The sequence below is a fragment of the Nonomuraea guangzhouensis genome (genome assembly GCF_019396345.1).
GTDB lineage: Bacteria > Actinomycetota > Actinomycetes > Streptosporangiales > Streptosporangiaceae > Nonomuraea > Nonomuraea guangzhouensis.
This window is the reverse complement of the sequence record NZ_JAHKRM010000009.1, coordinates 288,497-314,381: the sequence shown is the minus strand read 5'-3', so window position 1 is coordinate 314,381 and position 25,885 is coordinate 288,497. Positions and strand designations below refer to the sequence as shown.

31 protein-coding genes and 2 pseudogenes are annotated in these 25,885 nt (G+C 67.6%); 13 read left to right on the top strand and 20 right to left on the bottom strand.

Annotation, left to right across the window (positions count from 1 at the left end):
• Positions 1-6: 6 nt before the first annotated feature.
• The 5 genes from KME78_RS68020 to KME78_RS20675 form a co-directional block, all read right to left on the bottom strand.
• Complete coding sequence (locus KME78_RS68020) at positions 7-243, bottom strand: RICIN domain-containing protein (protein ID WP_219530731.1); 237 nt, start codon at positions 241-243, stop codon at positions 7-9.
• Positions 182-1,180, bottom strand: a complete 999-nt coding sequence (locus KME78_RS20690) for a carotenoid biosynthesis protein (protein WP_219530730.1) — start codon at positions 1,178-1,180, stop codon at positions 182-184. Before KME78_RS20690 ends, KME78_RS68020 begins: the two co-directional genes overlap by 62 nt.
• Before the next feature lie 48 nt (positions 1,181-1,228).
• On the bottom strand, positions 1,229-2,119 hold the full coding sequence (locus tag KME78_RS20685; RefSeq protein ID WP_219530729.1) for an RNA polymerase sigma-70 factor: 891 nt from the start codon (positions 2,117-2,119) through the stop codon (positions 1,229-1,231).
• 89 nt (positions 2,120-2,208) lie between these two features.
• Positions 2,209-3,411, bottom strand: a complete 1,203-nt coding sequence (locus tag KME78_RS20680; RefSeq protein WP_246651471.1) for an NAD(P)/FAD-dependent oxidoreductase — start codon at positions 3,409-3,411, stop codon at positions 2,209-2,211.
• 272 nt (positions 3,412-3,683) lie between these two features.
• A complete protein-coding gene (locus tag KME78_RS20675; RefSeq protein ID WP_308127050.1) occupies positions 3,684-4,532 on the bottom strand; it encodes a TrmH family RNA methyltransferase in 849 nt (282 codons plus the stop codon).
• A 145-nt stretch (positions 4,533-4,677) separates the two neighbouring features.
• Here KME78_RS20675 and KME78_RS20670 point away from each other — a divergent pair, with 145 nt between their 5' ends.
• A complete protein-coding gene (locus KME78_RS20670; protein WP_219530728.1) occupies positions 4,678-5,451 on the top strand; it encodes a TIGR03084 family metal-binding protein in 774 nt (257 codons plus the stop codon).
• Between the two features lie 75 nt (positions 5,452-5,526).
• Here KME78_RS20670 and KME78_RS67215 read toward each other — a convergent pair whose 3' ends face one another.
• Both KME78_RS67215 and KME78_RS64460 read right to left on the bottom strand, forming a co-directional pair.
• The gene (locus KME78_RS67215) at positions 5,527-6,990 is read right to left on the bottom strand and encodes an aminoglycoside phosphotransferase family protein (RefSeq protein ID WP_219530727.1); all 1,464 of its coding nucleotides are present in this window, start codon (positions 6,988-6,990) and stop codon (positions 5,527-5,529) included.
• Between the two features lie 25 nt (positions 6,991-7,015).
• Entirely contained in the window at positions 7,016-7,381 is a 366-nt protein-coding gene (locus KME78_RS64460; RefSeq protein WP_246651470.1) for a signal peptidase II, read from the bottom strand.
• Positions 7,382-7,532: 151 nt separating this feature from the next.
• Here KME78_RS64460 and KME78_RS20655 point away from each other — a divergent pair, with 151 nt between their 5' ends.
• Together KME78_RS20655 and KME78_RS20650 are read left to right on the top strand one after the other, a co-directional pair.
• Positions 7,533-8,114 carry a TetR/AcrR family transcriptional regulator gene (locus KME78_RS20655; protein ID WP_219530726.1) on the top strand — a complete coding sequence of 194 codons (582 nt, stop codon included), beginning with the start codon at positions 7,533-7,535 and terminating at the stop codon, positions 8,112-8,114.
• A 120-nt stretch (positions 8,115-8,234) separates the two neighbouring features.
• Entirely contained in the window at positions 8,235-9,251 is a 1,017-nt protein-coding gene (locus tag KME78_RS20650; protein ID WP_219530725.1) for an NADP-dependent oxidoreductase, read from the top strand.
• Between the two features lie 164 nt (positions 9,252-9,415).
• On the opposite strand, the pseudogene KME78_RS68015 reads toward KME78_RS20650, so the two are convergent.
• Positions 9,416-9,598: pseudogene (locus KME78_RS68015) on the bottom strand (MBL fold metallo-hydrolase); the annotation flags it as partial.
• A gap of 151 nt (positions 9,599-9,749) precedes the next feature.
• Here KME78_RS68015 and KME78_RS20640 point away from each other — a divergent pair.
• The gene (locus KME78_RS20640) at positions 9,750-9,908 is read left to right on the top strand and encodes a hypothetical protein (RefSeq protein WP_219530724.1); all 159 of its coding nucleotides are present in this window, start codon (positions 9,750-9,752) and stop codon (positions 9,906-9,908) included.
• A gap of 144 nt (positions 9,909-10,052) precedes the next feature.
• Here the strand turns inward: KME78_RS20640 and KME78_RS20635 are convergent, their stop codons facing one another.
• Positions 10,053-11,051: an NADP-dependent oxidoreductase gene (locus tag KME78_RS20635; protein ID WP_219530723.1), complete on the bottom strand. Its 999-nt coding sequence runs from the start codon at positions 11,049-11,051 to the stop codon at positions 10,053-10,055.
• A gap of 178 nt (positions 11,052-11,229) precedes the next feature.
• Here KME78_RS20635 and KME78_RS20630 point away from each other — a divergent pair, with 178 nt between their 5' ends.
• Positions 11,230-12,096 carry an alpha/beta fold hydrolase gene (locus KME78_RS20630; RefSeq protein WP_219530721.1) on the top strand — a complete coding sequence of 289 codons (867 nt, stop codon included), beginning with the start codon at positions 11,230-11,232 and terminating at the stop codon, positions 12,094-12,096.
• Positions 12,097-12,205: 109 nt separating this feature from the next.
• Here the strand turns inward: KME78_RS20630 and KME78_RS20625 are convergent, their stop codons facing one another.
• From KME78_RS20625 to KME78_RS20615, 3 genes are all read right to left on the bottom strand, one after another.
• On the bottom strand, positions 12,206-12,778 hold the full coding sequence (locus KME78_RS20625; protein WP_219530719.1) for a TetR/AcrR family transcriptional regulator: 573 nt from the start codon (positions 12,776-12,778) through the stop codon (positions 12,206-12,208).
• A gap of 328 nt (positions 12,779-13,106) precedes the next feature.
• Positions 13,107-13,307 (bottom strand): nuclear transport factor 2 family protein, encoded by a 201-nt coding sequence (locus KME78_RS20620; RefSeq protein WP_219530717.1) that lies wholly within the window; start codon positions 13,305-13,307, stop codon positions 13,107-13,109.
• Between the two features lie 644 nt (positions 13,308-13,951).
• The gene (locus KME78_RS20615) at positions 13,952-14,545 is read right to left on the bottom strand and encodes an alpha/beta hydrolase (RefSeq protein WP_219530715.1); all 594 of its coding nucleotides are present in this window, start codon (positions 14,543-14,545) and stop codon (positions 13,952-13,954) included.
• A 286-nt stretch (positions 14,546-14,831) separates the two neighbouring features.
• Here KME78_RS20615 and KME78_RS20610 point away from each other — a divergent pair, with 286 nt between their 5' ends.
• The 3 genes and pseudogenes from KME78_RS20610 (at position 14,832) to KME78_RS68005 (ending at position 16,020) form a co-directional block, all read left to right on the top strand.
• Positions 14,832-15,182, top strand: coding sequence for a hypothetical protein (locus KME78_RS20610; RefSeq protein WP_219530713.1), 351 nt, complete (start codon positions 14,832-14,834; stop codon positions 15,180-15,182).
• A gap of 17 nt (positions 15,183-15,199) precedes the next feature.
• A complete protein-coding gene (locus KME78_RS68010) occupies positions 15,200-15,613 on the top strand; it encodes a Tn3 family transposase (protein WP_372454917.1) in 414 nt (137 codons plus the stop codon).
• Positions 15,610-16,020, top strand: a pseudogene (locus tag KME78_RS68005) (Tn3 family transposase). The gene KME78_RS68010 and the pseudogene KME78_RS68005 overlap by 4 nt, the downstream one beginning before the upstream one ends.
• 250 nt (positions 16,021-16,270) lie before the next feature.
• Here the strand turns inward: KME78_RS68005 and KME78_RS67205 are convergent.
• Together KME78_RS67205 and KME78_RS20585 are read right to left on the bottom strand one after the other, a co-directional pair.
• On the bottom strand, positions 16,271-16,918 hold the full coding sequence (locus KME78_RS67205) for a YdeI/OmpD-associated family protein (RefSeq protein ID WP_219530709.1): 648 nt from the start codon (positions 16,916-16,918) through the stop codon (positions 16,271-16,273).
• Positions 16,919-16,969: 51 nt separating this feature from the next.
• Complete coding sequence (locus KME78_RS20585; protein WP_308127049.1) at positions 16,970-17,347, bottom strand: carboxymuconolactone decarboxylase family protein; 378 nt, start codon at positions 17,345-17,347, stop codon at positions 16,970-16,972.
• A 184-nt stretch (positions 17,348-17,531) separates the two neighbouring features.
• On the opposite strand from KME78_RS20585, the gene KME78_RS20580 reads away from it, so the two are divergent.
• Both KME78_RS20580 and KME78_RS68000 read left to right on the top strand, forming a co-directional pair.
• The gene (locus KME78_RS20580) at positions 17,532-18,134 is read left to right on the top strand and encodes a TetR/AcrR family transcriptional regulator (RefSeq protein WP_219530707.1); all 603 of its coding nucleotides are present in this window, start codon (positions 17,532-17,534) and stop codon (positions 18,132-18,134) included.
• 4 nt (positions 18,135-18,138) lie between these two features.
• Positions 18,139-18,372 (top strand): recombinase family protein, encoded by a 234-nt coding sequence (locus tag KME78_RS68000; protein WP_219530868.1) that lies wholly within the window; start codon positions 18,139-18,141, stop codon positions 18,370-18,372.
• Here the strand turns inward: KME78_RS68000 and KME78_RS20570 are convergent.
• Together KME78_RS20570 and KME78_RS20565 are read right to left on the bottom strand one after the other, a co-directional pair.
• Positions 18,328-18,915: an HD domain-containing protein gene (locus KME78_RS20570; RefSeq protein ID WP_219530706.1), complete on the bottom strand. Its 588-nt coding sequence runs from the start codon at positions 18,913-18,915 to the stop codon at positions 18,328-18,330. The genes KME78_RS68000 and KME78_RS20570 overlap by 45 nt on opposite strands.
• Positions 18,916-19,111: 196 nt before the next feature.
• The gene (locus KME78_RS20565; RefSeq protein ID WP_308127048.1) at positions 19,112-20,029 is read right to left on the bottom strand and encodes a helix-turn-helix domain-containing protein; all 918 of its coding nucleotides are present in this window, start codon (positions 20,027-20,029) and stop codon (positions 19,112-19,114) included.
• Positions 20,030-20,169: 140 nt separating this feature from the next.
• Between KME78_RS20565 and KME78_RS20560 the strand changes: the two genes are divergently transcribed.
• Together KME78_RS20560 and KME78_RS20555 are read left to right on the top strand one after the other, a co-directional pair.
• Positions 20,170-20,835: a DsbA family protein gene (locus tag KME78_RS20560; protein ID WP_219530705.1), complete on the top strand. Its 666-nt coding sequence runs from the start codon at positions 20,170-20,172 to the stop codon at positions 20,833-20,835.
• Positions 20,836-20,849: 14 nt separating this feature from the next.
• Entirely contained in the window at positions 20,850-21,500 is a 651-nt protein-coding gene (locus KME78_RS20555) for an NAD(P)-dependent oxidoreductase (RefSeq protein ID WP_219530704.1), read from the top strand.
• Between the two features lie 69 nt (positions 21,501-21,569).
• On the opposite strand, the gene KME78_RS20550 is transcribed toward KME78_RS20555, so the two are convergent.
• The 4 genes from KME78_RS20550 to KME78_RS20535 form a co-directional block, all read right to left on the bottom strand.
• Positions 21,570-22,445, bottom strand: a complete 876-nt coding sequence (locus KME78_RS20550) for an NmrA family NAD(P)-binding protein (protein WP_219530703.1) — start codon at positions 22,443-22,445, stop codon at positions 21,570-21,572.
• Positions 22,446-22,514: 69 nt separating this feature from the next.
• Positions 22,515-22,733, bottom strand: coding sequence for an SCP2 sterol-binding domain-containing protein (locus KME78_RS20545; RefSeq protein ID WP_219530702.1), 219 nt, complete (start codon positions 22,731-22,733; stop codon positions 22,515-22,517).
• A gap of 591 nt (positions 22,734-23,324) precedes the next feature.
• A complete protein-coding gene (locus tag KME78_RS20540) occupies positions 23,325-23,921 on the bottom strand; it encodes a carbonic anhydrase (RefSeq protein ID WP_219530701.1) in 597 nt (198 codons plus the stop codon).
• An 83-nt stretch (positions 23,922-24,004) separates the two neighbouring features.
• Positions 24,005-24,670 carry an HD domain-containing protein gene (locus KME78_RS20535; protein WP_219530700.1) on the bottom strand — a complete coding sequence of 222 codons (666 nt, stop codon included), beginning with the start codon at positions 24,668-24,670 and terminating at the stop codon, positions 24,005-24,007.
• A 73-nt stretch (positions 24,671-24,743) separates the two neighbouring features.
• Between KME78_RS20535 and KME78_RS20530 the strand changes: the two genes are divergently transcribed.
• Positions 24,744-25,700: a GlxA family transcriptional regulator gene (locus KME78_RS20530; RefSeq protein ID WP_219530699.1), complete on the top strand. Its 957-nt coding sequence runs from the start codon at positions 24,744-24,746 to the stop codon at positions 25,698-25,700.
• Positions 25,701-25,885: the final 185 nt, after the last annotated feature.

Below are 25,885 nucleotides of genomic sequence, written 5' to 3'. Positions count from 1 at the left end.
CCACGATCAGGCGTGGTCATCGGCCCCAGAGCGCCGCGTGCAGGTCCACTGGTGGACGGGAGCCCGGGCAGCGGTCGAGATGCCGCTGACGTCGACGCACTTGCCGCTGTGGCGGGCGACGAGCTGGTAGTCCTGGGGATGTTCCGGCCCGGCGGCGAGGTGCTCCGGACGCGGCCGTGCGCTACACGGAGGTGTTCGCCCGGTTGATGGCCGAGCCGACCGACGTGACCGTCGCTCCGCCACTGCCGAAGGGGAGCGCGGTGTCGCGAGTGGGGATCGTGTTACCGGTGGTGTCGTGGCGTGCCAACTTGACCAAGGCGAGGAAAGCCACGAAGACCACGGTGAACAGGTTGATGGTCATCATCGTCTCGTTGAGCGCGTGCGCGTTCCAGACCGTTCCGGTCGCATCCGTGATGTCCTCGCCCGAGGCGGCCGCGAAATAGGGGATGGTGCTGAGCCCGAGCCCCGCGTAGACGAGAACCGACTGCAGCGACGGTTCGAGCCCGGTGCTTCGCACGGGTGCCTGGCGGCGGGCCAGGTAGAGGGCGAAGATCTGGAAGAATAGGTAGGTGACCAGCCACCAGCCGAGGTAGTTGGTGTAGGGGACGCCGAACACGCCGCCACCCCGCTCCCAGATCCACAAGTGGTTGACGGTCGAGGCGATCGAGTCGCTGCCGAGGTCGAACATCGTCATGATGGCTGCCGCGGTCATGGGCAGGGCGACCACGTTGACGCGGTGCCCGGTGCCCGCCCGCCAGGAAAGCCGGGTGTCCGCCTCGTCGAGCAGGACGTTGGCCACCTGCCAGCACAGGTAACCCAAGCCGAAGTAGATGGGGCCGATGAAGATCGGCACATCGATCAGCTTCGGGCTACCGGTGTAGTGATAGTGGCCGAAGGGAAAGCCCGTGGAGATGCTGAGGTTCTCGAAGAAGTTGCTCACCACGAAGGTCACGGCGAAGAAGAGCAGCAGCGCCTTCGCCCCGTAGCGACGCACGCCGCAGATGAACGCCAGCGGAATCGACAGCAGCAGAACGAACATGTAGGGCGCCGACCCGGAAAGCGGTGCTATCAGGGCCACAGCCAGCGCGGCCGCCGTCATCACCCAGGTGATCACTCTCCAACCGTCGAGCCCCGACCGGCGCGGTAGCCCGCCGTGGGTGCCGGTGGCAGTAGTGGTCATTGTGGAACTCCTTGGTTGGCTGAGTCCCCCCGGCGGAGAGGGGGACGGTCAGCGGGAGGTAAGAGGGGTTTCGGACTCAACGCGGGTGAGCTTCTCGGGGTTGCGGACGTAGTAGAGGCCTGTGACGCGGGCGTTCTCCACGCGGAAGGCCAGCACGCCGTCGATCACGCCGTCCAGGCGCAGAATGAGTCCGAGGTTGCCGTTGATCGTCGTGGGCTCACTGGTGAAGGTGCCGCCGGCCTTGACGAGGCTGCCGGCCATGTAACTGAGCACCTTGTCGGCGCCGGCGACCGGCCGCAGGGCCGCCAACTTGAGGCCGCCGCCGTCGCTGACGAAAACAACGTCCGGGGCGAGTACGTCGAGCAGCCCCTGCAGGTCCCCGGTCACCAGCGCGGTCTGGAACGAATGCAACGCTGCCCGGGCTTCTTCCGGGGAAGCCGGTGTGCGCGGCCGGCGGGCGTCGACGTGCCGGCGGGCGCGGTAGGCGAGCTGGCGTACGGCGGAGGGGCTCTTGCCGATCGCGGCCGCGATGTCGTCGTAGTCGATGTCGAAGACCTCGCGCAGCACGAAGACGGCGCGTTCGGTCGGTGAGAGGGTTTCGAGGATGAACATGAGTGCCAGCGACAGGTTCTCGGACAGCTCGACGTCCTCGGCCACGTCCGGCGCGGTGAGCAGCGGCTCGGGCAGCCAGGGGCCGACGTAGGCCTCCTTGCGTCGTTTGAGGGTGCGTAGCCGGTTGAGTGCTTGCCGGGTCGTGATCCGTACCAGGTAGGCGCGCTGGTCCTGTACCTGCGCCAGGTCGACCTTGACCCACCGCAGCCAGGCCTCCTGGAGGACGTCCTCGGCGTCCGCCGCCGATCCGAGCATCTCGTAGGCGACGGTGAACAGCAGGTCGCGGTGGGCGACGAAGGCCTCGGTCGCGGAGTCGGGGTCGTTCATGTCGTGCGTTTCGCTCTCTCGCGGTTGTCCCACCTGCCGGAAGGCGGCCGTGGATATGTACCCGGTACGAAGATGAGCCTCGCCACTGATCAGGCCCCGCGTCGGGTGTCGGACGGCGTCGTGCGGGGTTTCGGCTGAGGCGTTTCCAGGCGAGCGGCGCTGTCGCCGTGGGATGCGCGGGAACTGGCCTTGCGTGCCCCGGACGCCAACTGGTTGAGGGGGAACCGGCAGGCGAACTCCTTGACCTTGGCACCGAGCCGCCCGCTGATGCGAAGCGGGTTCGCCCTGTCGTTCAGGTAGGAGAACTGGGTGACGCCTCCGTTCCGACCGAGGCTGATGCACTGCCCGGCGAACATCAACCGGACGGGCGCGGGTGTTCTCCCCGCGATCCGGCGCAGGATCGTAGCGGCGGCCCCCGCGCCCAGTTGCACGGCGGCCTGGCAGCTCATCCGGAATGGCCGGTCCGTCATCGCCGCCGCGTCCCCAGCGGCGACGATGCGTACGTCGTCCACACTGGTCAGCGTCGCGTCGGTGAGCAGGCGGCCTTCGGTGTCGGTGCGCAACCCGCTGCGGGCGGCCAGGTCCGGGACCCGGAATCCCGCGGTCCAGATCGTCACCGCGCTCGGCAGCACGCGGCCGTCGTCGAGCTGTACGGCGTCGCGTGTCACTTCCGTCACCCGCGCGCGCGGACCTTCGAGGACGGTCACACCCAGCTCGGCGAGCCGTCGGGCGACCGGGCGGCGGCCCCGGGGATGCAGGTAGGGGCCGAGTACGTTGCCGCAGACCAGGGTGACCTTGCGGCCCAGTTCCGCCAGCTCGGCCGCGGTCTCTATACCGGTCGGGCCGGCCCCGACCACGGTCACCGGAGCCGTCGCGGGCGCCGCGGCCAGCGCCGACCGCAGTCGTTTCGCCCCCTCGAGGTCCGACACCGAATGAGCGAACTTCGCCGCTCCGGGCACGCCGGGATCGGCGGCGCCGCTGCCCACCGCGTAGATGAGGTAGTCGTACGAGACCGTGCCGCCGCCCGCCAGCGACACCCGGCGCGCGGCCGCGTCGATCCGGGTCGCGGCGTCGACCACCAGCCGGACGTTCCCGCCCAGAACCTCGCCGAAGCCCTCGACCGCGTCATCGGAGCCGGTCACGAGCTGGTGCAGGCGGATCCGCTCGACGAAGTCGGGACGTCGATTGACCAGGGTCACCGACACGCCATCGCGCCGTGCCAGGCGGTTGGCCGCCATCACGCCCCCGTACCCGCCGCCGACCACGACCACCTCGACGTTCGCGTTCATCATGTCTCCCTTGTGCGATGGACTCGGCATGGAGACACCGGCCACGCACCCCGCGTAACGGCCCGCGGATGAGACATAGCGCACATCGGACTCGGCGGGCCGCCCCTTCCGCCTCGAGTGCGTGACCGGCCCTGATGAAGTCGGGCCGGGGGAGCGGGCGCCACCTTCGTCGAGAGGTATCCCGGATGGGCGGTCGACGTGTGATCGACTAGGTCGTTATTAATCTACAATGTAAAGGCGATGGACCAGGATCTGATGATCGCGTGCCGAAAAGCTCATACGGTGTGGCTTCGACGCTGGCGGGCGGCCTCGTACAACACCACGGTCGCCGCGCTGGCGGCGTTCAGCGAGCTGGCTGAGCCGGCCATCGGGATGCGTGCCATCGTGTCGCACGCCTGCCGCCATCCCGCGCTCAGTCCGGTGGTCTCGTTGCCGATGACCAGCAGGGTGGGGGCGGTCAGGTCCAGGTCGGCGACGTCGCAGGTGCCGTTCTCGTCGGTGCCCACCACCGTCAGCGGCAGCCCCTGGGCGCGCAGCCGCTCCACCCACGCCAGCACCTCCCGGTGAGAGTGGAGCCGCACCACCGGCAACGCCAGCAACGACCCGGTGGAGGCCCGCACCGATCGGGGATCATAGGGGTCGGCGGCGTGGCCGGTGACGATCAGGCCCGAGCCGCCGAACGCGTCCAGTGAGCGCGCCATCGTCCCGATGTTTCCGGGGTTGTTCGGCCGGTCGAACACCGCGCCCAGGAAGGACGGGCCCACCTGGATGCGGGACAGCTCATCGTCCGGCAGCCCGGCCACCGCCACCAGCTCGGGTATGTCCTCGTCCTTGCCGCCCAGCTCTCGCAACAGGTCGGGGGCCATGGCCACCCGCTCGCCGCCGGCCGCCTTCAGTATCTGCTCGGCCCAGTTCGACAGCGGCCGCTCGGCGTCGTAGATGAGCGCATGCACCGGCCAGCCGAACTCGACCACCAGGCTGATCGGGCGTACGCCCTGGACCAGGAACTCTCCGGCCCGCTGCCGCTTGGCCCGGTTGCCCAGCAGCGCCTGCCACTGCTGGAAGCGCGCGTTCGCACGCGTGATGCGTACGTCCCCCGATGCCGGATGCCCTCGATTCACCACGGACTACAGAATAGGGGGATCCTTCTCCCACGTTCCGTCTCCGCAGTCCTGTCAGGGGCAGTGTCGGGGACGCGTGGGCCCGATCAACCTCAGGTAGCCTGACCACACTAGATCAACTTTACCTGTCAATGTGAAGGTGACACCGATGTTGGACTATGGCCTTGACCTGTCCGGTGTAGAGCGCGATCGGGCTCTGCCCGACTTGGTGGCTGAAGGTGATGAGCTTGACGCGCTGGTATCAGCGCAGGCCGATTGGTCGAAGCCTACGCCGGCAGCGGGGTGGACGATCGCCCACCAGATCGCTCATCTCGCCGCAGCTGATGCGAACGTTCTCATCGCTGTTCGGACTCCGGAGGCGTTCGACGCTGTGCTGAAGCAGGCGGAAGCCGCAGGCAGCCAATACGCTGATCTCGACGCCGCAGCGGGAGCGGCCAAACCGCGATCGGTGCTGCTGGAACAATGGCGCGCCGGTCGAACCGAGGTGGCGGCGGAGCTCCGTGACCTTCCCCTGGACCAGGGGTTTCCGTGGTACGGCTCGCAGTTGACCGCAGCGCTTATGGTGCCGCTTCGACTGATGGAGACGTGGGCTCACGGGCAGGACGTTTTCGACGCGCTGGGTGTCTCGCGGCGTCCGACGGGTCGGCTCCAGCATGTGGCCTCGTTGGGAGTGGTCGGGCGAGAGCTGTCGTTCTACGCTGCCCAATTGCCTGGTCCGGCAGAGCCGTTCCGTGTCGAGCTGACCGGTCCCGACGGCCAATCCTGGGCATGGGGGCCAGAAGATGCCAGGCAACGGGTTCAGGGGAGTGCCTTGGACTTCTGCCTTCGAGTCACCCAACGCAGGTCCCGAGCCGAGACCGACCTCACAGCAGTCGGTGAGGACGCGGACAAGTGGCTTGACATTGCTCGCGTTTTCCTCTGAAGAGGCACCTTCACTGTCAGGCGCACCGTCCGTGCCCGGCCTCAAGCGGTCCTCGAATGCGGCCGATGAGCCTTACTATCGCCAACCGTTGATGGTCAGGTCGGGGTCGGCGGCCGCGTTCAGCAGCCGCCGGCCCCAACCGTAGGTCATCGGTAGCCAGTTGAAGTCGTGATCCGGTCCGACGATGTCGGCCAGCTCGATCAGCTTCATCAGCTCCACCACCGCGGAGAGCGGCTTCGCCACGCGCCACGCACCCCGCATCCGTTCCGGAGCGACGATGTCGGCCCAGGCGGCGAAGCAGGCGTCGAGGTAGGTCGCGGCGTCCGGCTCGGACGCGTCGTGCAGCCATGAGGCCAGATCGAACAACGGGTTCGTGACGGTGGCGAAGCTCCAGTCGTGCAACAGGATCCCGTCGTCGCGCATGACCACATTGCCTGGGTGGAAATCGCGGTGGACGATCGTCACCGGGATGCCCGCCTCGTCCAGGCGCTCGGCGCACTCAACCAGATACGGCGTCAGTGCCTGCAGCCGGTCGGCCTCCTCGTCGGTCAGCGCCCGGCCCAGGTTCTTGGCAAGCCTGGGTGCCCGCCAGATGTCGTCGCGGGCCAGGATGGATCGCACGCCGTCGGCCAGCGAGGCCGAAGTGAGCGTGACACACCCCGCGGCGATCAGCTCGTCCCCGCGATGAACGGTCTCCTTCTGCACCATGACCAGCTGGGTCAGGCATGCGCGACGCTGCTCTTGGGAGAGGGCCCGACCGTCCACACCACCGAAGTCCTCGGCGAGCCACCAGCGGTCACCGGGTGAGATCGCGGTGATGGTGGCGAATGGAGCAGTGCGTAATGACGCCAGGTACCGAGTGATGTCCGGTTCGCGAGCCAGCCTCGGCAGAACCGCTTTCAAGTACATGTCACCCCGGTCGGTCGGCGTGCGGAGCACGGCGGACATGCTCCAGTGCTTGATCTGGCGGCTCGGACCGAGCCGCAGGCGACCGGCAGCCTTGATCTCCCCGTCGATGTAGGACTCGGCTCGCTCGAACCAGCCGGGCCTGAACCAGTCGGGGGCGGGCGGCCGGGATCGCGCCGTCCGGGCGTCGAGTACCAGGCTCTGCCCGGTCACCGCATCATGCCCGTGCCACGCGAACCCATCGGCGGATACCGGCCGCGCCCCATCTGCCGCGAGCAGTACCACTGTCGTAAAGTCCAACGGCTCCAGGACCACCGTGGTCAGCTCGAGTTCGCGACGAACGCGATCGGTCAGCTCGCTGTCCATCGGCGGCAACCTGACGTCGAACCGCATCCGCGGCAGCGCCGGACTGCCGCCGGCCATGTCACACAGCAGGGCACCGTCCTGGTCGACGATTACCAGCACGGCTTCCGCGGATTCGGACGACGTGATCAACCCACCAAGTATCGACGGAGTTTGGGCTTTGGAACGCAGGAACGGGGTCTTGGGAGTATCCGGCCGGAATTGAACGATAAGCCTCCGCCGCAAGTCAGGGAGGTTGCGAAGGGGCGTGGGTGGATGGGGGGCGCCCACGATGCGCCTGTCCCTATCTGATAGGTCATCGGCCTGGAAACGACCGGTACGATCGGGAGAAGATCACGAGCTGTTGCGCAGGCGTGGCACGAGGAGACCGGTTGAGTGACAGTGGGGCCGCCGATGGATGGCCCGCGTCTCGCACCGCTGTTCTCGTCCGTGACGATCGAAGGGTTCGGCGGGGCAAGGTGATCCACGACAAGTGGCCCGGCTGCGAGCCGCCGTCAACGCGGCGTGCCGGTCGCGGCAGGCGATCGGCGGACCAGCTGATGGAGACTTCGGTCAGGTTGAAGGTGGGCCACCAGCCGGTGTGCAGGTAGCTCGTGACCACGCCGTCACCGGCACGGTCGATCAGGTTGGCCATCGCGGCGCCGAGCACCGCGTCGGCCATGTTGTCAGCCCAACTTTAATATTACACTCATACGACCATATGGTGGAAGCGCGTTGGGGGGCAAGGGCTGCGCAAAATTAAATTATGATCGTACTCTTTGGGGTCCGGGGCGGCGGGCTTGCGACCGGCCGGACGAGTGAAGGAGTGCGTGGTGCGGTACGGGCAAGAGCACAAGCAGGCGACGCGACGGCGGATCATCAAGATGGCGGGCCGCCGGTTCAAGGCCGCCGGCATCGACGGCTCGGGGATCGCCGCAGTCATGGCCGAGGCGGGGCTGACCAACGGCGCGTTCTACGCCCACTTCGACTCCAAGGACGACCTGGTGGCTGCCGCGGTCGCCGATCAGCTCCGCGAACAGTGCGAGGCCGTGGGCGCAGCGGCGCCCGGCCGCGTCGGGGTCGAGCAGATCCTGCGCACATACCTCTCGGTTCAGCATCGCGACGGCCCCGAGTACGGCTGCCCGTCCGCCGCCTTACTCGACGAGATCGCCCGCTGCGCGGACGCGACCAGGCGCGCGTACACCGACGGCGTGCTCGCCGTCATCGACGACGTCGCCGCCCGGGTGGCGCCGCACGATCCGCAGTCGGCGCGGGTGCAGACGTTCATCGTCTACGCGCTGATGGTCGGGACGCTGCAACTTTCCCGCGCGCTGGCCGACCGGCAACTCGCCGACATGATCCTTGAGCAAGGCATCCGGAGCGCTCTCATGCTGCTGAGCGCCGAGGGCCCCTGAAGCCTCGAAGTGAAATTACGAGCATAATCTAATCATCGGGAGAGCCTTGCCCCCGAATCTTCCCTCAGGCTATGGTCGTATGATCGTAATATAAAGCCTTGTCGAAGGGACTTGATCGTCATGTCCGAGCAGACGCTGCCCACCATCGGGCGCGCATGGTACCTGCGGGCCCGCCCGCAGGGCTGGCCGCAACCGTCCGAGTTTGCCCTGCGCGAGGTGGAGATCCCCGCGCCAGGCGCGGGGCAGATCCTGGTCGCCAACGAGTATCTGTCGGTCGACCCCTACATGCGCGGCCGGATGGGCGACAAGAAGTCCTACATCGAGCCGTACGAGGTGGGCGCGCCGATGGACGGCCCCGCAGTCGGCCGGGTCCTGGCGTCCAACGCCGAGGGCTTCGCGCCCGGCGACCACGTGGTGCACGTCCTGGGCTGGCGCGACCACGCGATCCTCGACGCGGCGGCCGCCGTGAAGGTGGACCCGCAGCTGGCGCCGCTGCCGGCCTACCTGGGCGTGCTCGGCGTCCCCGGCTTCACCGCGTACATCGGCATGACGCGGTTCGCCGAGGTCAAGGACGGCGACACGGTCTTCGTCTCCGGCGCGGCGGGCGCGGTCGGCAGCGTGGCTGGCCAGGTCGCCAAGCTCAAGGGCGCCGCCCGGGTGATCGGCAGTGCCGGCTCGGACGACAAGGTCAAGCTGCTGGTCGAGGAGTACGGCTTCGACGCGGCGTTCAACTACAAGAACGGGCCGGTCGCCGAGCAGTTGGCGCAGGTGGCGCCGGACGGCATCGACGTGTTCTTCGACAACGTCGGCGGCGAGCACCTCGAAGCGGCGATCGGCGCTCTCAAGCTGCACGCCCGGATCGTGCTCAGCGGGATGGTCTCGCAGTACAACGACGAGAAAGTGGTCGGGCCCCGCAACCTGTGGAACATGTCCGTGACCCGGTCGCGGATGCTGGCGTTCATGGTCACCGAGGAGATGGACCTGCAGCCGGAGTTCGTGCGTGAAGCCGGAGGCTGGATCTTCGCCGGCAAGCTGCACCACCGGGAGACCGTCGTGGACGGCCTCGAGAACACCCTGGACGCCTTCCTCGCGTTGATGCGCGGCGAGAACGTCGGAAAGATGATCGTCCGGCTCTGAGCCGCCGACAGGGAACGCACTGCGAGGTACGGCGTGCGCACGGCCCCGCGCGGTGCCCCGTTGCCCATGCTCGGGACGCCGTCCAGGTCCTGCAGGTCGCCGCGCGCGGCCATCTGATCACGCACGACCGCGAGCGCGTGGATGGGTGCGTTGAAGCGGCCCGCGCCCTGGTAGTGGTCTGGGTGCGCGTGGGTGACGATGAGCCGGTCCAGCGGCTTGCCGAGCCCCTTGGCGTATGCGACGACCTCCTCGGCGTCCGCGACCGTGACCTGACCGTCCACCGCGATGAGTCGGCTCGGGGTCTCGATCAGTTGGGTGGTGACGTTCAGGCTGCGGGCGGGCGCCATGTAGCTGTGCACCCGAACGTTGCCCTTGTCGATGACGGTGACTGTGCCTCTCATTGTTCTGCTCCTTCTCGTGGTTCATCGGATGGGGAATCGGGTTGGCCGGCCGGACCGACCGGACGTGCAGGTCGGCCTGCGGTGTGGTGACGGGTGAATGCAGACGGTGGTTTGGGCACCGGCCGGCATGTCGCCGGTGGCCGGCTGTGCGGTGGCCGACGCGACGGTGAAGATCCCGAGCCCGATGACGAACAGCCGTCGGCGGCCGAAGCGGTCGCCGAGCGCGGCGCCCAACATCAGCAGGACCGCGAAGTGAGCGTGTAGGCGCTCACGGTCCTGAAGCGGACGGACGCCGACAGAACCCGAACCTATTGAATTATGATCATAATCCGGGCGACACTCGTTCCATCATTAAAGTATGACCGTAAGTCCATGTAGAAGTGCCCATGTCGGCGTCGAGCTAGTCCAGCGTGACGACGACCTTGCCCTTGGCGTGGCCTTGTTCGACGTACGCGAGCGCCTCGAGCGTCGCGTCGAACGGGAACATCCGGTCCACGACCGGGCGCACATGTCCGGCGTCGATGAGGGTGGTGAGCTCTCGCAACTGCGGCCCGCTGGCCCGCATGAACAGGAACGAGTACCGCACGCCCCATCGCTTCGCCTGCCGCCGGATGCGGCGACTGAGCAGGGTCATGGCCACGCGCAGTACCGCTGAGGCTGCGATCTCCTTCGCGAAGCCGGGATCCGGCGGGCCGGCGACGCCGATCACCAGCCCGCCGGGCTTCACCACTGTCAACGACTTCGCGAGCGTCTCGCCGCCCAGCGAATCCAGGACGACGTCGTAGCCGGAGAGGACCGCCGCGAAGTCCTCATGCCGGTAATCCACGACGATGTCAGCGCCGAGGCTCTTCACCCAGTCCACGTTCGCGGTGCTCGTTGTCGTCGCGACGGTCGCGCCCAGATGTTTGGCGAGCTGGATCGCCATTGTCCCCACGCCACCGGAGCCGGCGTGGATGAGGACCTTCTGGCCGGCGGTCACGTTCGCCCGCTCGACGAGCGCCTGCCATGCGGTGAGGCCGGCCAGCGGTACCGCGGCCGCTTCCGACATGGACAGTGAGGCCGGCTTGAGCGCGACGTCGTCCTGGTCGATCGCGATGAGCTGCGCGAACGTTCCGATGCGGTCCTTTCCGGGCCGGGCGTAGACCTCGTCGCCCACCTTGAGCCCGCGCACCGCAGGGCCGACGCGTGTGACGACGCCCGCGACGTCGTTTCCGAGCACGAACGGCCGACGATACCGCAGGATGAGCTTGAACTCGCCGTCGCGGATCTTCGAGTCCAGCGGGTTGACGCCGGCGGCGCGGACCCGGACCAGGACGTCACCGTCTCCCAGCCGGGGTTCTGGCACGTCGGCGGCCCGAAGGCCGTCCTTGTGGTAGCGCTCGACGACGAAGGCCTTCATGTGCGCCTCCTCTGCATCTCGTGGGGTCCGCGGGCTTGCGGAGCAATCATATTACGACCATACTTCAATCGACGCCAGGGCGCGGCGAAAGGCCCGACCGCACGCGACCCACCCCGTCGCCCCGCTTGAAGGGCTCGCACACAAGGCTCACGGAATCCCACCCAAAGAGGAGTTAATCGTGAATAACAGTCAAGAAGCACGAGACGGCGTGGTGACGTCATACAAGAACGCACCGAACCGCACCGTCTCCGCCGGTGGCGTCGATTTCGCCTACCGTGAGCTCGGCCCGAAGACCGGCGTCCCGGTGGTGTTCGTGACGCACCTGGCCGCCGTCCTCGACAACTGGGACCCCAGGGTCGTCGACGGCATCGCCACGAAACACCGGGTCATCACGTTCGACAACCGGGGCGTCGGTGCCTCCACCGGCTCGACGCCGAACACCATCCAGGCGATGGCGAAGGACGCCGTCACGTTCATCCGGGCGCTCGGCCTGAACCAGGTCGACCTCTTGGGCTTCTCCATGGGCGGCATGATCGCCCAGGTGATCGTGCAGGACGAACCTCGGCTCGTGCGCAAACTGATCCTCGCCGGCACGGGGCCGGCCGGCGGCGAGGGCATCAAGAACGTCACCAGGCTCTCGCACCTGGACACCGTCCGGGCACTGCTCACCTTCCAGGACCCGAAGCAGTTCCTCTTCTTCACCAGGACCCGCAACGGGCGTCGGGCGGGTAAGGAGTTCTTGGCCCGGCTGAAGGAGCGCACCGCCAGCCGGGACAAGGCGATCTCCCTCACGTCCTACTTCACACAGCTCGCCGCCATCCACCGCTGGGGCCTGGAGCGGCCCCACGACCTCTCCGTCATACACCAGCCCACACTCGTCGCGAACGGTGAGAGCGACCGGATGGTGCCGACCACGAACTCAACCGACCTGGCCCGGCGCCTGCCCGACAGCGAGCTGGTGATTTACCCCGACGCCGGGCACGGCGGCATCTTCCAGTTTCACCGGCAGTTCGTCGGCAAGGCCCTCGAATTCCTCCAGCGGTAACGACGGAAGGGGCGGCTCCTTCGCTCCCGGCAGCCGCGGTCGAGGTGGCCGGCCGTGCGGCAATCGCACGATCGGTGCTCAACCCGCACGGCTGAGCCGCGCGTGTTGCTCAGCGAAGGAACGCACGGGCGTTCTGGATGCCATGTTCGAGGACCTCGTCGGCGAGCTTCGGGTCGGACAAGGCACGGGACAACTGCAGCGTTCCCACCGCCATCGTGAAGAGCCCGAGCGCCTTTCCGTACGTGGACTGCGGATCGTCCGGAGCCAGGCGGGCGGCGATCTCGTCCACAATGGACCGCGCGCCGTCGGTGTAGGCATCCTTGGTCGCGGTCTCGCAGCGCCCGATCTCGTCGAGCAGGGCGGCGGAGGGGCAGCCGGCGCCGGGGTTGTCCCGGTGCTGCGGCGACAGGTAGTCGTGGAGGAACTCCTCCAGCCCCGCTCGGCCGGGCGCCAGCGCGCTGAACGTCTCGGCCTGGGTGCCCAACTGGTCGGCGACGACGTTGGCGACCAGGTCGTCCTTGGATGCGAAGTGGGCGTAGAACGCGCCGTTGGTCAGCCCCGCGTCCGCCATCAGCGTGGCGACGCCGGAGCCGTCGATGCCGTCCTGCTTGAACCGATGGCCGGCGGTCTCGATGATCCGCTGCCGCGTCGCCTGCTTGTGCTCCTTGTCATAGCGCGCCACAGGAACGCCTCCATTCGCTCAACAAGGCCAATACCCCTTACGCAAGCCTAGCCCATAGCCTGACGTACGTAATATTACGATCATGCAAGGTGGCGGCGACGCCTACCCCGCCGAACCACGGGACGCCTGGGTTGAGGCGCTGCGGGTGCGGCTGATGTCGGCGGGGTCGTCGGCCCGGGCGGCGTCTTTGGCCGGCCACCACGAACTGCGCTCGGAGCGCTTCCACCGTGTCGGGCGCGCGTCGCCAGTCGGCGCTGTACGTCGATGGGAGTCGTCGGGATCCGGCCCGGGAACAGCGCGTCCGGCTGTCGCGACGCCCCCGCGGCCGTCAGTACATCGTGTTGTCGTTGGCGGAGTTCTCCGGCACGTCCTGCGAGGCGTCCCAGTGTTCGACGATCTTGCCGCCCCGTACTCGGAAGAGGCCGATGACCGCCCGGCCGCGTTCGCCCGGTGTGTCGATGTAGTGGCCCTTCGCCGCCCTGCTCCTGCTCCACCTCGAGCAGCGCCTCAACCTGACGACCGCGACCAATCAGACCTCCTGCTGGCTCTTCCCGGGCCGTCGCGGCGGCCAGCCCATGACCACCGACGCCGTCGAGCAGCGGCTGCGAACCCACCAGATCGCCACCCTCAACAGCCGGGCCGCTGCACTGCGGCACCTGGTCCTTCAAGCACCAGCACCGGTCATCGCCCGAATGCTCGGCCTTCGCCGGCGGCACGTCGCTACGGGAACACCTGCACGCCGCGATCGGTGTCTCACCGCTCGCCTACCGGCGCACCTTCCGAGGCGTGCTGGCAACGCGAAGCTGAGTCCGCGAGCTCGAACAACTCCATGGGATGCACCAGGCTGGTCCGTACGATCAATGTCCTCATGCGCGAGGACCGGAAACTGCGCGAAGCACACGAACAGACGGACCAACTGTCGCGCCGTTCCGACCCCGGAACACCGGACAACCACCGCCACCGCCACCCGGGGTCGAGGAGCACGGTGGGCCAGTGGCGATGATCTCCACCCGACACGCCTCACGGAGCCGGACGTCGCACGCGGACTTGCTTGTCTCGCGCGAACAGCGCTCCTGCGAGCGCGTCGGCCGCGTCTCGGCCCGCCCGCGAGCTGACGGGTCCGAGGCGCGGCGAACGTAGAGCTGGTTGGTGGCGCCGGGAGGGCGCCGTGAGTCAGCGACCGAGATGGCGGCGGAGCCACTGACCCATGTGCTCGATGGCCTCGTCCACCTCAGGGACGCGTCCGGCCCCGAGGATGAACGAGTGCTGGGTCTGCGGCAAGGAGTGGACCTCGGAGGTGACTTTGAAGTCCGAGAGCCGGCGCCCGAGCTCGGCGTCCTCTCCCGCGAGAAGCTCGTAGTCGCCGTAGAGGAGGGCCGTGGGCGGCAGTCCGGTCAGGTCCGCGGACAGGATGCTGATTTTGGGGTCGGTGAAGTTGAGCGTGGGATCCTGCAACCACGCCGATCGGAAGAGCTCGAGACTCTGCCTGCTGAGCGTGATGTCCTTGTCCGCGTTGTCGTTGATCGTCGGGTTCTGGATGGTGAGGTCGCACCAAGGGGAGATGCTGACGATGGCCCCGGGGGTCGGCTCCCCTTTGGCGAGGAGCCGCAGCGGCGGCATCACCGCGAGGGTGCCCCCGATCGAGTGCCCCGTGCTGCCGATGTTCTGGGGCTCGTAGCCCTGGGACAGCAGCCACCGGTAGGCGGTCTCGGCGTCGTCGAGCTGCGCCGGGTAGGGGTTCTCGGGTGCAAGCCGGAAGTCGACCACGAGCGAAGTGCAGCAGCGCCCGGTCGGGGTCGGCGCCCTGCGGGATGCACCAGATGGCGGGAACGCCGCCGGCGTCCACCTCGGCGTAGGTGACGCCCTCCGGCTCGGTGGACGCACGCTGGAGCGAATCCACGATGTCTCGCGCGATGGCCAGGTCGAGGCCCGGCTCGGACGACCTCGCGCTCACGCTTCCCAGGAACTGCTCGAACTGCTGCGACTGCGGACTGATCGCCATGCTGACTTCCCTTCTGCGCTTCTGCGAGAATTGAATTATATTCATAATTTAATGTGGGAGCGCGTAGTGAACGGCGGGCGGTCTGTGATCTTGGGCCTGCGGGACGGACACCGGTCCGGGGACATCTTCGTGCCGGGATCGCGCCGGTTCGCTGACCCGTCGACCTACCTGTACACACCCGAGCAGTGGCGGCCCAAGCAGGCCGCGTTCTGCGCGCTGGTCGGCAGGCCAGCCACGGCCGCTGACGCCCTGGCCCAGGGTAGGAGGAGCTGCACGCCGCGCTGGCGGAGCTGGAGAAGATCCTGGCCGGCGCGGCGCGGCGCGGTCCGGTTGGACGGTGATGACAATTTGGTGATCCCCAAGCTCGCGGCCGAGGATGTCCTGCCGAGGCCGGGGAGCTGAAGGACGAGCTGGCCGGGATGCTGCCGTTCGCCTCGTTGCTGATCGAGCTGGACGTACGCACTGGCCGTGTTGATCGCGATGGCCACCAACCTGGGCGTGGCGCGCATGTCGAGGCATGCGGCGTCCCCTACGACGTCTTGGCCTGGACGATGGAGTGGTACGTACGCGAGGACACGCTGCGCGAGGCCAACACCTGCATCATCAACCACCATCACGGTCTGGAGCCGGCAGGAGTGTTCGGCGGCGGCACCATGTCCTCCTCCCGACGGGCAGCGTTTCCCCGTGCGCGGCAAGTCGACCACCGCCCGGGAGATGCCCATCCACGGCGGGAAGGTGCTGTCCACCTACACCCACGTGTCCGACCAGCACGTCACCTACGGCACCAAGATCCTCATCCCGACCCAGCGGGAGGCCCAGTTCGTACTCGATGAGCTGCTGGGAAACGCCACCGACCCCCACCGAGACGGCCAAGCGCCACCCGCACGCCGGTCCGCAGCTGGGCGCCCGCTGGAACGAAGCACTGGTCGCCGACTGCTGGCCCGACCTGCTGCGCATGGCCGGATCGCTCAAGTACGGGCAGGCGACCGTGTCGCTGGTGGTCGGCAAATGGTCGGCCGCCTCCCGGCAGAACACCCTGGCGGCCGCGCTGAAGGAATGAGGCACCTTGCGCCGCACGGTCCACGCCGCGAAGTATCTGTGGGATCCCTCCTATCGCCGGCGGATCGGGCGACAGTTGAACAAAGGCGAAAGCCTGCACGCGCTGCCCCGGGACCTGCACTACGCCCAGCAGGCCACCATCACCACGCCGCACCTTGCCGACCAGAGCGAACAAGCGTGATGCCTGACGGTGCTGACCAACGCGGTCATCACGTGGACGACCGAGTACTACCAGCTCGCCGTCAAAACCTGCGCGAGCTCGCCAAACTCGACGGAGGCGGCTGGTGCTCCTTGCGCCCGGCCGCTGTTGAGCCGAGCCTGCGCCCATGACGGGTTATTGGGGGCTGGGTAGGGTTCCGGGTCCGGCCGAACGCCGAGCCGCCATGTGCGTGGGCTTGGAGGAGCGAGGCGGGAGAGGAGTGGGCCCGCATTCAACTGCCGAGGGCGCGCTTTTGTGGGTGGATCGCTTCGCCGCGGGCGAGCATGTCAACGAACTGGGTTATGCGGCGGGCTCGGGTCTCGGCGCGTTTGGCGTTCGCGATCCGATAGAGAATGGCGTAGCGGTTTTGGGAGGTGAGGATGTCGAACATCGCTTGTGCCTGGGGTTTCGCGGCCAATGCGGCGGCCAGGTCGGCTGGTACCTCGATGCCGGCTTGTCCCGCGTAGGCCGTGTCCCAGCGGCCGTCGGCCTTGGCGCGTTCGACCTCGGTCATTCCGGCCGGATGCATCCGGCCCTCGCTGATCAGACGGGTGACGATGGAAACATTCCGCACTGACCAGAGACTTTGCCTTCCGCGAGGGGTGAAGCGCCGGCAGAAGGTGATCTCATCCCGCCGTCGTAGCCGACCATCGATCCAGCCGTGGCACAGGGCCTCGTCGAGTGCCTGGTCATAGGTCAGGCTGGTGGGCCGGGTCGTGTTCTGCTTGGCGAGGACCAGCCACACCCCTGCCGAGCTGTCGTGGTGCCTGCTGAGCCACTCCCGCCAGGCTCGGGCATCGGTAACGGTCAGTTCCAGTAGTTCGTTGCTCATCGTCATGTGCCCCTGATGATCATCAAAGGGATGGTTGTCGGCGGTCACCCGAAGGTGGGAGCCCAGGATAGGGGTCTGCCAGAAGTGGCGTCGGATCGGTCAGCGGTGGAGCTGGCCGATCACGTCCTTCGCCACGTCGCCACTGCGGCCTCTGGACGGATGACGCCCGCCCGCCTTCACCAGATCTTGCCGGCCTGCTCCCGGATCGTGTGGTTGATCCGTTTGAACAAGTTGGTGATTGCGATGTTCTTTTCGTGATCTCGGACTTCTGGTTCTCGTCGAGGTGGGTGGCAGCAGTGTCCCAGATCTCGTCGTCACGCCCGGCGCGCCGTCCTGGATCCGGGTGGCGGCCTCGGTCAGCGCGAGCGCTGCCCGCTCCTCCTCGGTGAAGAACGGGGTCTCGCGCCAGGTGACCACGTTGTGCAGCCGCTCCTCGGTCTCTCCATGCTTCTTCGCCGACTGGACGCCTAGGAACACACACGGGCTGCAGCCGTTGATCTGGTCGGCCCGCAGATGGACAGCTCGACCGCCGGGCCTTGTGCGACTCCGCTGGGGATGGTTCTGATTGCTCTCGAGGTAGTATGGGCATGTGCCCACCTAAGTGGGCGCATGCCCACTAAGCAGCGGATGTCAGCGGGTTGACGCACGAAAGGATCTCTGAGTGCCGACTGGAGTGCACCTTCGCGACGCGCGGCAGCAGCTGTTCGACGCTGCCGAACGCGTGCTTCTGCGGGACGGGCCGAACGGGCTGACCAGCCGGGCCGTCACCGACGAGGCGGACTGCGCCAAAGGCGTCCTGCACCGGTACTTCACCGACTTCGACGCCTTCCTCACCGACCTCGTACTCGACCAGGCCGCACAGCTCGAGACGCGGGCGAGTGCGCTGCGCGAGTCCGTCGGCACCGGCACGGTGGCCGACAACCTCACCAGCGCGCTGACCATCCTGTTCGGACCGATTCCGATGGCCATCATCCCGCTCATCACTTTCCGGGATGAGCTGCGCGCACGGCTGCGGCAAGCCAGACCTGGAGGCGGCATGGCGATCCTCGCCCAGGCCACGGCCGCGATCTCCGGCTATCTGGCTGACGAGCGTGAACTGGGCCGCATCGCGGCCGACGCCGACATCGACTCACTCACCCTCTCCCTGGTCGGTGGCGGGCATCTCCTGTTCGCCGACCGCGACCCCGGCCCGCCGGACACGGCGGTCGTCAACAAGTTCGTGACGGCGGCCATCGCCGACGCCGTGCAACGACGACCGGCGTAGGACCCTGAGTGACGGCAAAGGACCGTTAGCCGGGCGGGTCTCCACCCATGACCAGAACCCCGGCAGCCGGCGCGTCCGTCTCACCGACGCCGGATGCGAGCGCGTCTACATCGACACGATCAGCGGAACGCTGTCCAGCCGGCTTGAATTCGACACGGCCATGGACGCGCTCCTCATGGCGGCAGGACAGAGGTCACCCTTCGGCTCGTCGCTGGTGCAGGTACCAGGCTGCGACTGAGTACGGCGGTGCGGCGGCCTGGGAGCGGGCGGCATGCTCGACGATCGCGTCCTGCATGAAGCGCAAATCGGCGGGTCGGGGGTATGTGGCGTAGATCGGCTGGAGCATCGCGGCGACGAGGTCGGTGAAGTGGCCGGCGTCGGTGAAGACACCTTTGTGGGTCAGGTAGGTCAGCAGTCCGCGCCGGTCGGCAATGCCTACGGAGGAGTGCAGGGCGATCGCTTCCCACACCCGGTCGACGTCCGCCGCGGCGATGCCGTGCTCGGTCAGCACGGATGCCGCCAGATCGGCGCCTTCCACCTCGAACCGGGCCTGGCCGGCCGCGAGGGTGCCCAGCCCCAGGTCGTGCATCACGCAGGCGGCGAAGAGCAGGTTCTCGTCGTAAGCCGCGTCGTTCAGGCAGCCTTCCTGCTCGGCCAACAGGCGGGCGAACAGGAAGCTGCGGATGCTGTGGTCGGCGATCGGCGTGCTCTCCGTCTTCTGTACGAGGGCGAGGCTCGCGTCGGCCAGCAGCCCCGTGGGCAGGGCGAGTAGGTCGTTCATGCCTGGAACGTATGAGGGCGGAGCAAGAAACGAAAAGAGGGCCGAGTGCCGTGCATCGCCAGGATCGGGTCATGATCAGCGCCTTTGCCCGGTGTGCCGGCGATTCTCAGTGATCGCGCCCAGAGAGCGCACCGCGCCTCGTCCTTCGTGGACGGCGCCGCTGCTGCCGGCGTGAAGGAAGGTACGTCTGGCGGCTTCAGCGGGCGGCCCGGGCCGGGCGGTACCGGCTACGGAAGGTGGCTGGTGTGGTGCCGGTGCGCTGGATGAAGTATTTGACGAAGTTGCTGGTGTCGAGGAAGCCGAGGCGGACCCCGATGCTCGCGACGGGTTCGTCGCCGTGGGCGAGGAGGCGTTTGGCCTCCAGGACGACGCGACGGTCGATGAACTCCTTGGCGCCGACGCCGGCCGCGGCGAGCGCGGCCCGGGTCAAGGTGCGCGTCGAGTATCCGAGGACACGTGCGTAGTGTCCGACGTCGCGGGCCCGGGTGAAGGTGGTTTCGACGGCGGCGCGGAAGCGCTGGAAGGTCTCCGTGTGCTCGGCGGGCAGGGTGCCCACGGGTGCGGTCAAGTGGGTCAGGCGCAGCAGGAGTACGGCGAGCAGCCGCTGGAGGATGGCAGAGCGGGTGGGGGCCGGCATGTGCGTGGTGCCGTATTCGTGGGCGAGGTGGTCGAGGGCCCGGCGCAGGGCGGGGGCGTCCTCTCCGGTGATCTGCCACAGGGTGCGTCCGAAGGGGTCGTCAAGGCGGACGTCGGTGGCGGTGGCGGGGTCGAGGAAGTCGGGCTGGAACAGCACCAGAGTGCCGGTCGCCGCGCTGAGGTCGCCGAAGCGCTGTACCTGGCCGGGGCGGACCCACAGCCAGGTGCTGTCGGTGACGGCGTAGTCGGCGAAGTCGACCATGTGCCACAGCAGCCCCTGTTCCACCGTGAGAAGCAGGTGGAAGTCCGGGCGCTGGGCGCCGCCGGCTCCCTCGGCGTCCTGGGCGCCGTCCGCCCCGCCGTGGTGATGCATGCGGCGGCGCAGTTCGGCGATCGGCATCACCTCGACACCGACCGCGCCGGCCGCCGGCGGGACGTACTGGATCTCCGGGATCGCTTTGTGTCCGTTTTTCACCACGATGAGTCCTCACCGTACCTGGGCGGAACCTTTCGCAGCTCCTATGTTTGACATCAGTCGAGAGCATATGCGACGGCAAGGACGTCGCGGCTCCCGGCCGATATCGATGACTGACTTCTACCAATGTCAGGAGGCCCGGAATGGCAGACCGTATCCGTCTGACGTACGCGTTCGACGCCTACTGCGGCTGGTGCTACGGCTTGGGCCCGGCGCTGCGGCAGTTCGCTGACGGCAACGCGGACCGTATCGATCTGCGGGTGTTGTCCGGGGGTCTCTTCTCCGGCCCGCGCGCCCTGCCGGTGGCGGCGTATCCGCACATCCCGGACGCCAGCCGGCGTATCGCCGCCGCCACCGGGGTCACCTTCGGTGAGGGCTACCATCGCGCCGTGGCCGAGGGGACCCTGGTGCTGGACTCCACCGACGCAGCCGTCGGCCTGGTCGCGCTGAGCCGCCAGGCTCCCGGACGCATCCTGGAACTGGCGAGCGCCCTCCAGCGCGTCTGGTGCGTCGACGGCCACAGCCTCTCCGACCTCGACGTGTACCGGTCCATCGCCGCCGGGTACGGCCTCGACACCAACGCCGTGATCGAAGCCTTCCTCGACCCGGCCACCCGCACCGAAGCCGAAAGCGGCTTCCGGGAACTGCGCCGGCTCGGCGTCGACGCCTACCCGACCCTGCTCCTGCACACCCCCACCGGCATCCACCGGCTCGGCGGACCGATCTCCAGCGCCGTCCAGCTCACCGAGGCCCTCGACCGGCACCTGGCCCCCGACTCCGCCCACCTGACTACCACGACAAGATCATGAAGGAGAACACTGCCATGACGAACATCGCTGTCTTCGGCGCCAACGGCACCATCGGCTCCGCCATCGTCCGCGAGGCCCTCGACCGCGGCCACACCGTCACCGCCGTCGTCCGCGACCGTGCCAAGGTCACCGAACGCCAAGCGAACCTGGCTGTCACCACCGGCGACGTCCTCGACCCCCAGTCGGTCGTCGCCGCCGCGAAGGGCCACGACGTCGTCGTCAGCGCTGTCGGCGGCGGTGACGGCCCCGGCCACATCGCCACCATCAAGCCTGCCGCCGTCGCCCTCACCGAAGGGCTGCGGACCCTCGGCGAGCAGGCACCCCGCCTGATCACCGTCGGCGGCGCCGGGTCCCTGCGCACCCCCGACGGCAGGCAGGTGTGGGACGCTCCGGGCCTGCCCGACTTCCTGCTGCAGATCATGCACGCCCACGGCGACGCCCTCGACTACTACCGGACCGTCGACGACGTCGACTGGACCAACATCAGCCCCGCGGCCATGATCGAGCCCGGTGCCCGTACCGGCAGCTACCGTACCGCCCTGGACGACCTCATCACCGACGACGACGGCAACAGCACCATCTCCGTGGAGGACTACGCGGTCGCCCTCCTCGACGAGATCGAGCAGCCTGGCCACCGCCGGCAGCGCTTCGCCGTCGGCTACTGACCGACAGGCGCGCAGGCGTTCCAGGGGACAGGACCATCAGCAGAAGTTCTGCTGATGGTCCTGAGGATTTCAGGCGGTGTGCGGGTCGAAGGCCGCCCGGTTCTGGGCGACGAAGCTCTCGACATCGAGGGGGTCGGTGCCGCCGATCTTCTTCACGATGTCGTTCGTACCGGCGAAGATGCCGTTGCGGTAGTCGACCGCGACCGCGAGAAGGTGCTGGATCAGGTGCTCCGGCGCGCCGCGGTTCTCGAGGATGGTCCTGAACTCGTCGAGACTGATGGGCACGTAGGTGACCTGACGACCGAGCGCCTTCGACATCTTCTCGGCGATCTCATAATGGTTGAGCTCCACCGGCCCGTACAGCGGGTAGATCTTGCCGGCGTGCGGGGCGGGGTCCTCCAGGATGGCCGCGATCACCCTTGCCTGGTCGCTTTCGGCGATCGGGGCATGGCGTCCGTCGGCGAAGGGCAGCCGCAGTTCGCCGGTCCCATCGGCCCAGGTATCGATCAGCCACTGGGCGAAGAAGGTCGGCCGGATGTGGGTGACGGCCACCGGGAAGCGGTCCAGTACACTCTCGGCGACCCAGTGCTGGCGCGCCGCGTTGCTGGCGGAGTCACGGCGAGCGGAGATCTGCGACATGTTCACGATCGCCTGCACCCCGTTCTCCTCCGCCGCCACGGCCACGTTCGCCGTGGCGTCCATCAGGCCATTACGGATCGGGTAGGTGAAGTACAGGGCGTCGATCCCCTTCGTCGCCTCCGCCAGGGAGTTGAGGTCCTGGACATCGCCTTCCACGATCTGCGCTCCGAGGCCGGCAAGCCTCTCGGAGCGCTCATCGACTCGGCGGACGAGCGCGCGGACGTGGTGGCCGTGCTGAAGCAGCAGGTTGGCCGTGTGGCCGCCGGTCTTGCCGGTCGCCCCGATCACCAGAAGATTGCGTTCCATGATGATTTTCCCGTTTCTGGAGAAGAGCCGGTGCGGGGGAGTGAGTCCTTTGAGCGGCCCCGCACGGGCTTAGAGAGAGGTTGCGCGATGTCCGTCGGGCAGGCGGAACAGTTCGAAGAACAGCCGGGCGGTGTCAGGCTCGCCGTCCACGACGAGTCGCCCTGAGGCCACCGCGTCGTCGATGGCCACCTGCCCCTTCGCGAGGACGTAGAACGTCTCCTTGTCGCAGGTCAGGCGCAGTTTGGGCCGGTTTTCGCCTGTACCCGCTCGCCGTCGCCCTGCAGCCACAGCGTCTCCTCGCCGACCACCAACTCCGTGAGCGTGTCGAAACGCGCCGCCTCTTCCGGAGCCGTGAGGCGCACCCGGCAGCGTGGTGCGACGCAGCACGTCATGTTGCTCGAGGTGCTTGAGACGTGCGGCCAGCGTGAGCGCGGGTCGATCATCGGGTTCGCGTCGATCCGGGCGTCGGCTCATCGTGCCGCCTCGGCTGGCGATATCACCGAGCATGCGGAGGGCGTCGGCATCGCGGCGGGTGCAGGAGCGGACAGCCTGACGCCGTCCATCGGAGAGAAGCACTCAATGATCACTCCCACCCCAGAGCGGGGCGCTGGCGGATCCTCTCGCGGGAGATGCACCCGCGCCAGCAGGATGTCCCCGCAGGCCCCGGAGCTGGGGAGGATCCGCACGGCCTGGTGCCGGGAGATGGGGCTTTCTCGCCAACGCGGTCCACGCGAATGCAGCCTTGGCCGCGCTCACTCACCTGTTCGCCGCTGCTTTCCAGGGCGGCATGCCGCTGATTCCGCAGCCAGAAAGTGAAGTCAAGTTGCAGGTGCGGCGGACATGGATCAGATTCTCCTGCCGGCCGCACCTGCACTTGGATTATGGTGCGGCCTTGGCGGGAACGTCCCGGACGACCTCTGTCAGTTCGCCGGAATCGATGTTGTAGAAGAGGCCATAAATCTCAAGGTGCTTCGGCGTGCCTGGGTTGTTGCGGATCAGGCTCACGTCGTAGTTGAGTGACTGCTCGAAGTCGGCGATGCGGATGCCATCCCAGTCGTACAGAGACGAGATGTCCCTGTGCTGTTCACGTTTCCACGAATCGACGATCCCCTCCTCGGAGAAGGAGCTGGCGCCACAGAAGGAGTGGTGTACGACGACAACCCGCTCGAGTCCGAAGAGGTACTGGGAGACGGTGATCGAGCGAAGAGCGTCCGCTGCCCGGCCACCCCCGATGACGAGAGGGAACACCGTCGCTGTAGCACCTACCATCTGGCCGTCCTCGTTGAGGATAAGATCACCGGGGTAGACCTCGTCACCGAAGTAATCGGCCACTGCTTTCGGAATGCCGGCCGCCCGGGGGTCAAAGCAGTGGATGGCAATCGTCCTGACAGGGATGGAACCGGTGAGGAGCTCGCGAGCCGCCGGTTCGCTGTAGCCCGGCTGCGCTCTGAATGTGAATTCGACAAATTTCGACATGCTTGACTCGATTCTCGCAGTACGGTCAATATGAGAGAGGGCTTTCCTGGAACAGGAAACGGGGCGCCGGTCGATCGCTGCCGCTACTCGCCCCACGGGCCATTGGCGACGCCACGCTCCATGATGGTGACTCCATCTGCTTCCCGCTCGCGCGCGAGGTGATAGGCGATCGCGTAGGGGGGCGCGGCCGTTTCGGAGTGGGCTCCGTGGGCGAGGACTTCGTCGGTCAGATGACGGACCATCTCAAGCCGTGGGTAGGCGGCATGGATCTGCCTCTGCTCCTTGGCCACGACGTCGAAATGTTTGCCGAAATCTATCCAGACTCCTTCGTAGGTGAGGTAGGTCAGCAGTCCCATTCGTTCGGGGATCTGCGGAGTGGTGTGAAGAGCGATCGCCTCCCAGACCCGGTCGACGTCCCGGGCGGGGGTGCCGAGACCGGTCAGCACTGTGGCGGCAAGATCGGCGCCTTCCATCTCGAACCGGAGCCGGCCCGGTGCGTCGGGGCCTGTTCCCAAGTCGTGCATCACGTGGGCGGCGAACAGGAGCTCCTCGTCGTAGTCCGCGTCGTTCAGGACGCCTCTGTGGGCGGCGAGCAGACGGGCCCAGTAGAAACCGCGAATGCTGTGGTTCAGCACAGATGGATGCACCGCAGCCCGTGCCGCGGCGAGGCTCGCCTCAGCCATGGGTCCAGTGGGACGAGCAAGTACCTCGTTCTGCAGCCCTCCCGAGAGGGCGAGGGTGTCGTTCATGGCTCAACGGTACGAGGCCGGCCCTCCTCCCAAAAGTGGCACGGATGCCAAGCAGCGCTAAAATCGTGCCACTATGACAAACAGACACCACGTTGCAGTGCTCGCACTGCCCGGTGTGCTCCCGCTCGAGTTCGGTACCGCGACGCAGATCTTCGGCATGGACCCCCACTATGAGCTGACCGTGTGCGCTGACACCGAGACCGGACAGGTGCCAGGGCCCGGCTTCGCGATCACGGTCGCGGCCGGCCTCGCGGCGCTGAACGACGCCGACACTGTGATCATTCCGGGGTACGACGACATTGACACGGCCCCGTCAGCGGAGCTTCTGGCGGCGCTACAGGCGGCTCACGCCCGAGGCGCCCGACTCGTCTCCATTTGCACCGCGGCCTTCACCCTTGCCGCGGCCGGGCTGCTCGACGGGCGCCCCGCGACCACGCACTGGCGGCACGCCGAGCAATTGCGTCAGCGCTACCCACGCGTCGATGTCCTGCGCGATCAGCTCTACGTCGACGACGGTGACATCCTCACCTCCGCCGGCGTGACCGCGGGAATCGACCTGTGCCTGCACCTGATCCGCACCGACCACGGCGCCGCAGCGGCGAACACACACGCACGCGCTCTCGTCGCGCCGCCACGACGACGGGGAGGCCAAGCACAGTTCGTCGACCAATTCCGCCCCGAAGCGAGCGGAGACGAACTTGCTCTGCTGCGTGAGTGGATGCTGGACAACCTTGCGAAGCCCCTGACCGTCGACGACCTCGCAGGACGCGCCCACATGTCGCGGCGGACACTGATCCGCCGCTTCCGCAAGGAGACCGGCACCCCGCCGATGACCTGGCTGACCGACGCACGCATTGACCGAGCACGCGAACTGCTGGAGGCGACCACCGTGCCCATCGAGCAGATCGGCCGCCTCGCCGGGCTCGGCGCTCCCGCTTCCTTGCGGGCCGCGTTCCATCGGCACCTTGGCACTTCTCCTCAGGAATACCGGACCCTGTTCCGCCACAAGGACGAGATGGTGAACGCATGACCGCCGCATCTTTGCCGAAGGTGACGGCAGCTGTAGTTCTTGATCGGTAGGGCATCCTTGCCGGTCAAGCGGTCGCGGTGGCACCAGGACGGTCCATCAGGAGCGGCCGGGCGCGGGGGCCTTGGCCGGGAGGCGGTGCGGCAGCGTGCCGAGGTTGGCCTGCTCCTCGGCGTCCTCCTCCGCCA

What these genes read in the sequence shown, in the direction of transcription:
- KME78_RS20690 (WP_219530730.1), bottom strand. Translation starts at nt 1,180, where the DNA reads ATGACCACTACTGCCACCGGCACCCACGGCGGGCTACCGCGCCGGTCG.
- KME78_RS20685 (WP_219530729.1), bottom strand. Translation starts at nt 2,119, where the DNA reads ATGAACGACCCCGACTCCGCGACCGAGGCCTTCGTCGCCCACCGCGAC.
- KME78_RS20680 (WP_246651471.1), bottom strand. Translation starts at nt 3,411, where the DNA reads ATGATGAACGCGAACGTCGAGGTGGTCGTGGTCGGCGGCGGGTACGGG.
- KME78_RS20670 (WP_219530728.1), top strand. Translation starts at nt 4,678, where the DNA reads ATGTTGGACTATGGCCTTGACCTGTCCGGTGTAGAGCGCGATCGGGCT.
- KME78_RS64460 (WP_246651470.1), bottom strand. Translation starts at nt 7,381, where the DNA reads ATGGCCGACGCGGTGCTCGGCGCCGCGATGGCCAACCTGATCGACCGT.
- KME78_RS20650 (WP_219530725.1), top strand. Translation starts at nt 8,235, where the DNA reads ATGTCCGAGCAGACGCTGCCCACCATCGGGCGCGCATGGTACCTGCGG.
- KME78_RS20640 (WP_219530724.1), top strand. Translation starts at nt 9,750, where the DNA reads ATGCAGACGGTGGTTTGGGCACCGGCCGGCATGTCGCCGGTGGCCGGC.
- KME78_RS20635 (WP_219530723.1), bottom strand. Translation starts at nt 11,051, where the DNA reads ATGAAGGCCTTCGTCGTCGAGCGCTACCACAAGGACGGCCTTCGGGCC.
- KME78_RS20610 (WP_219530713.1), top strand. Translation starts at nt 14,832, where the DNA reads ATGTGGGAGCGCGTAGTGAACGGCGGGCGGTCTGTGATCTTGGGCCTG.
- KME78_RS68010 (WP_372454917.1), top strand. Translation starts at nt 15,200, where the DNA reads ATGCTGCCGTTCGCCTCGTTGCTGATCGAGCTGGACGTACGCACTGGC.
- KME78_RS20570 (WP_219530706.1), bottom strand. Translation starts at nt 18,915, where the DNA reads ATGAACGACCTACTCGCCCTGCCCACGGGGCTGCTGGCCGACGCGAGC.
- KME78_RS20560 (WP_219530705.1), top strand. Translation starts at nt 20,170, where the DNA reads ATGGCAGACCGTATCCGTCTGACGTACGCGTTCGACGCCTACTGCGGC.
- KME78_RS20555 (WP_219530704.1), top strand. Translation starts at nt 20,850, where the DNA reads ATGACGAACATCGCTGTCTTCGGCGCCAACGGCACCATCGGCTCCGCC.
- KME78_RS20550 (WP_219530703.1), bottom strand. Translation starts at nt 22,445, where the DNA reads ATGGAACGCAATCTTCTGGTGATCGGGGCGACCGGCAAGACCGGCGGC.
- KME78_RS20540 (WP_219530701.1), bottom strand. Translation starts at nt 23,921, where the DNA reads ATGTCGAAATTTGTCGAATTCACATTCAGAGCGCAGCCGGGCTACAGC.
- KME78_RS20535 (WP_219530700.1), bottom strand. Translation starts at nt 24,670, where the DNA reads ATGAACGACACCCTCGCCCTCTCGGGAGGGCTGCAGAACGAGGTACTT.
- KME78_RS20530 (WP_219530699.1), top strand. Translation starts at nt 24,744, where the DNA reads ATGACAAACAGACACCACGTTGCAGTGCTCGCACTGCCCGGTGTGCTC.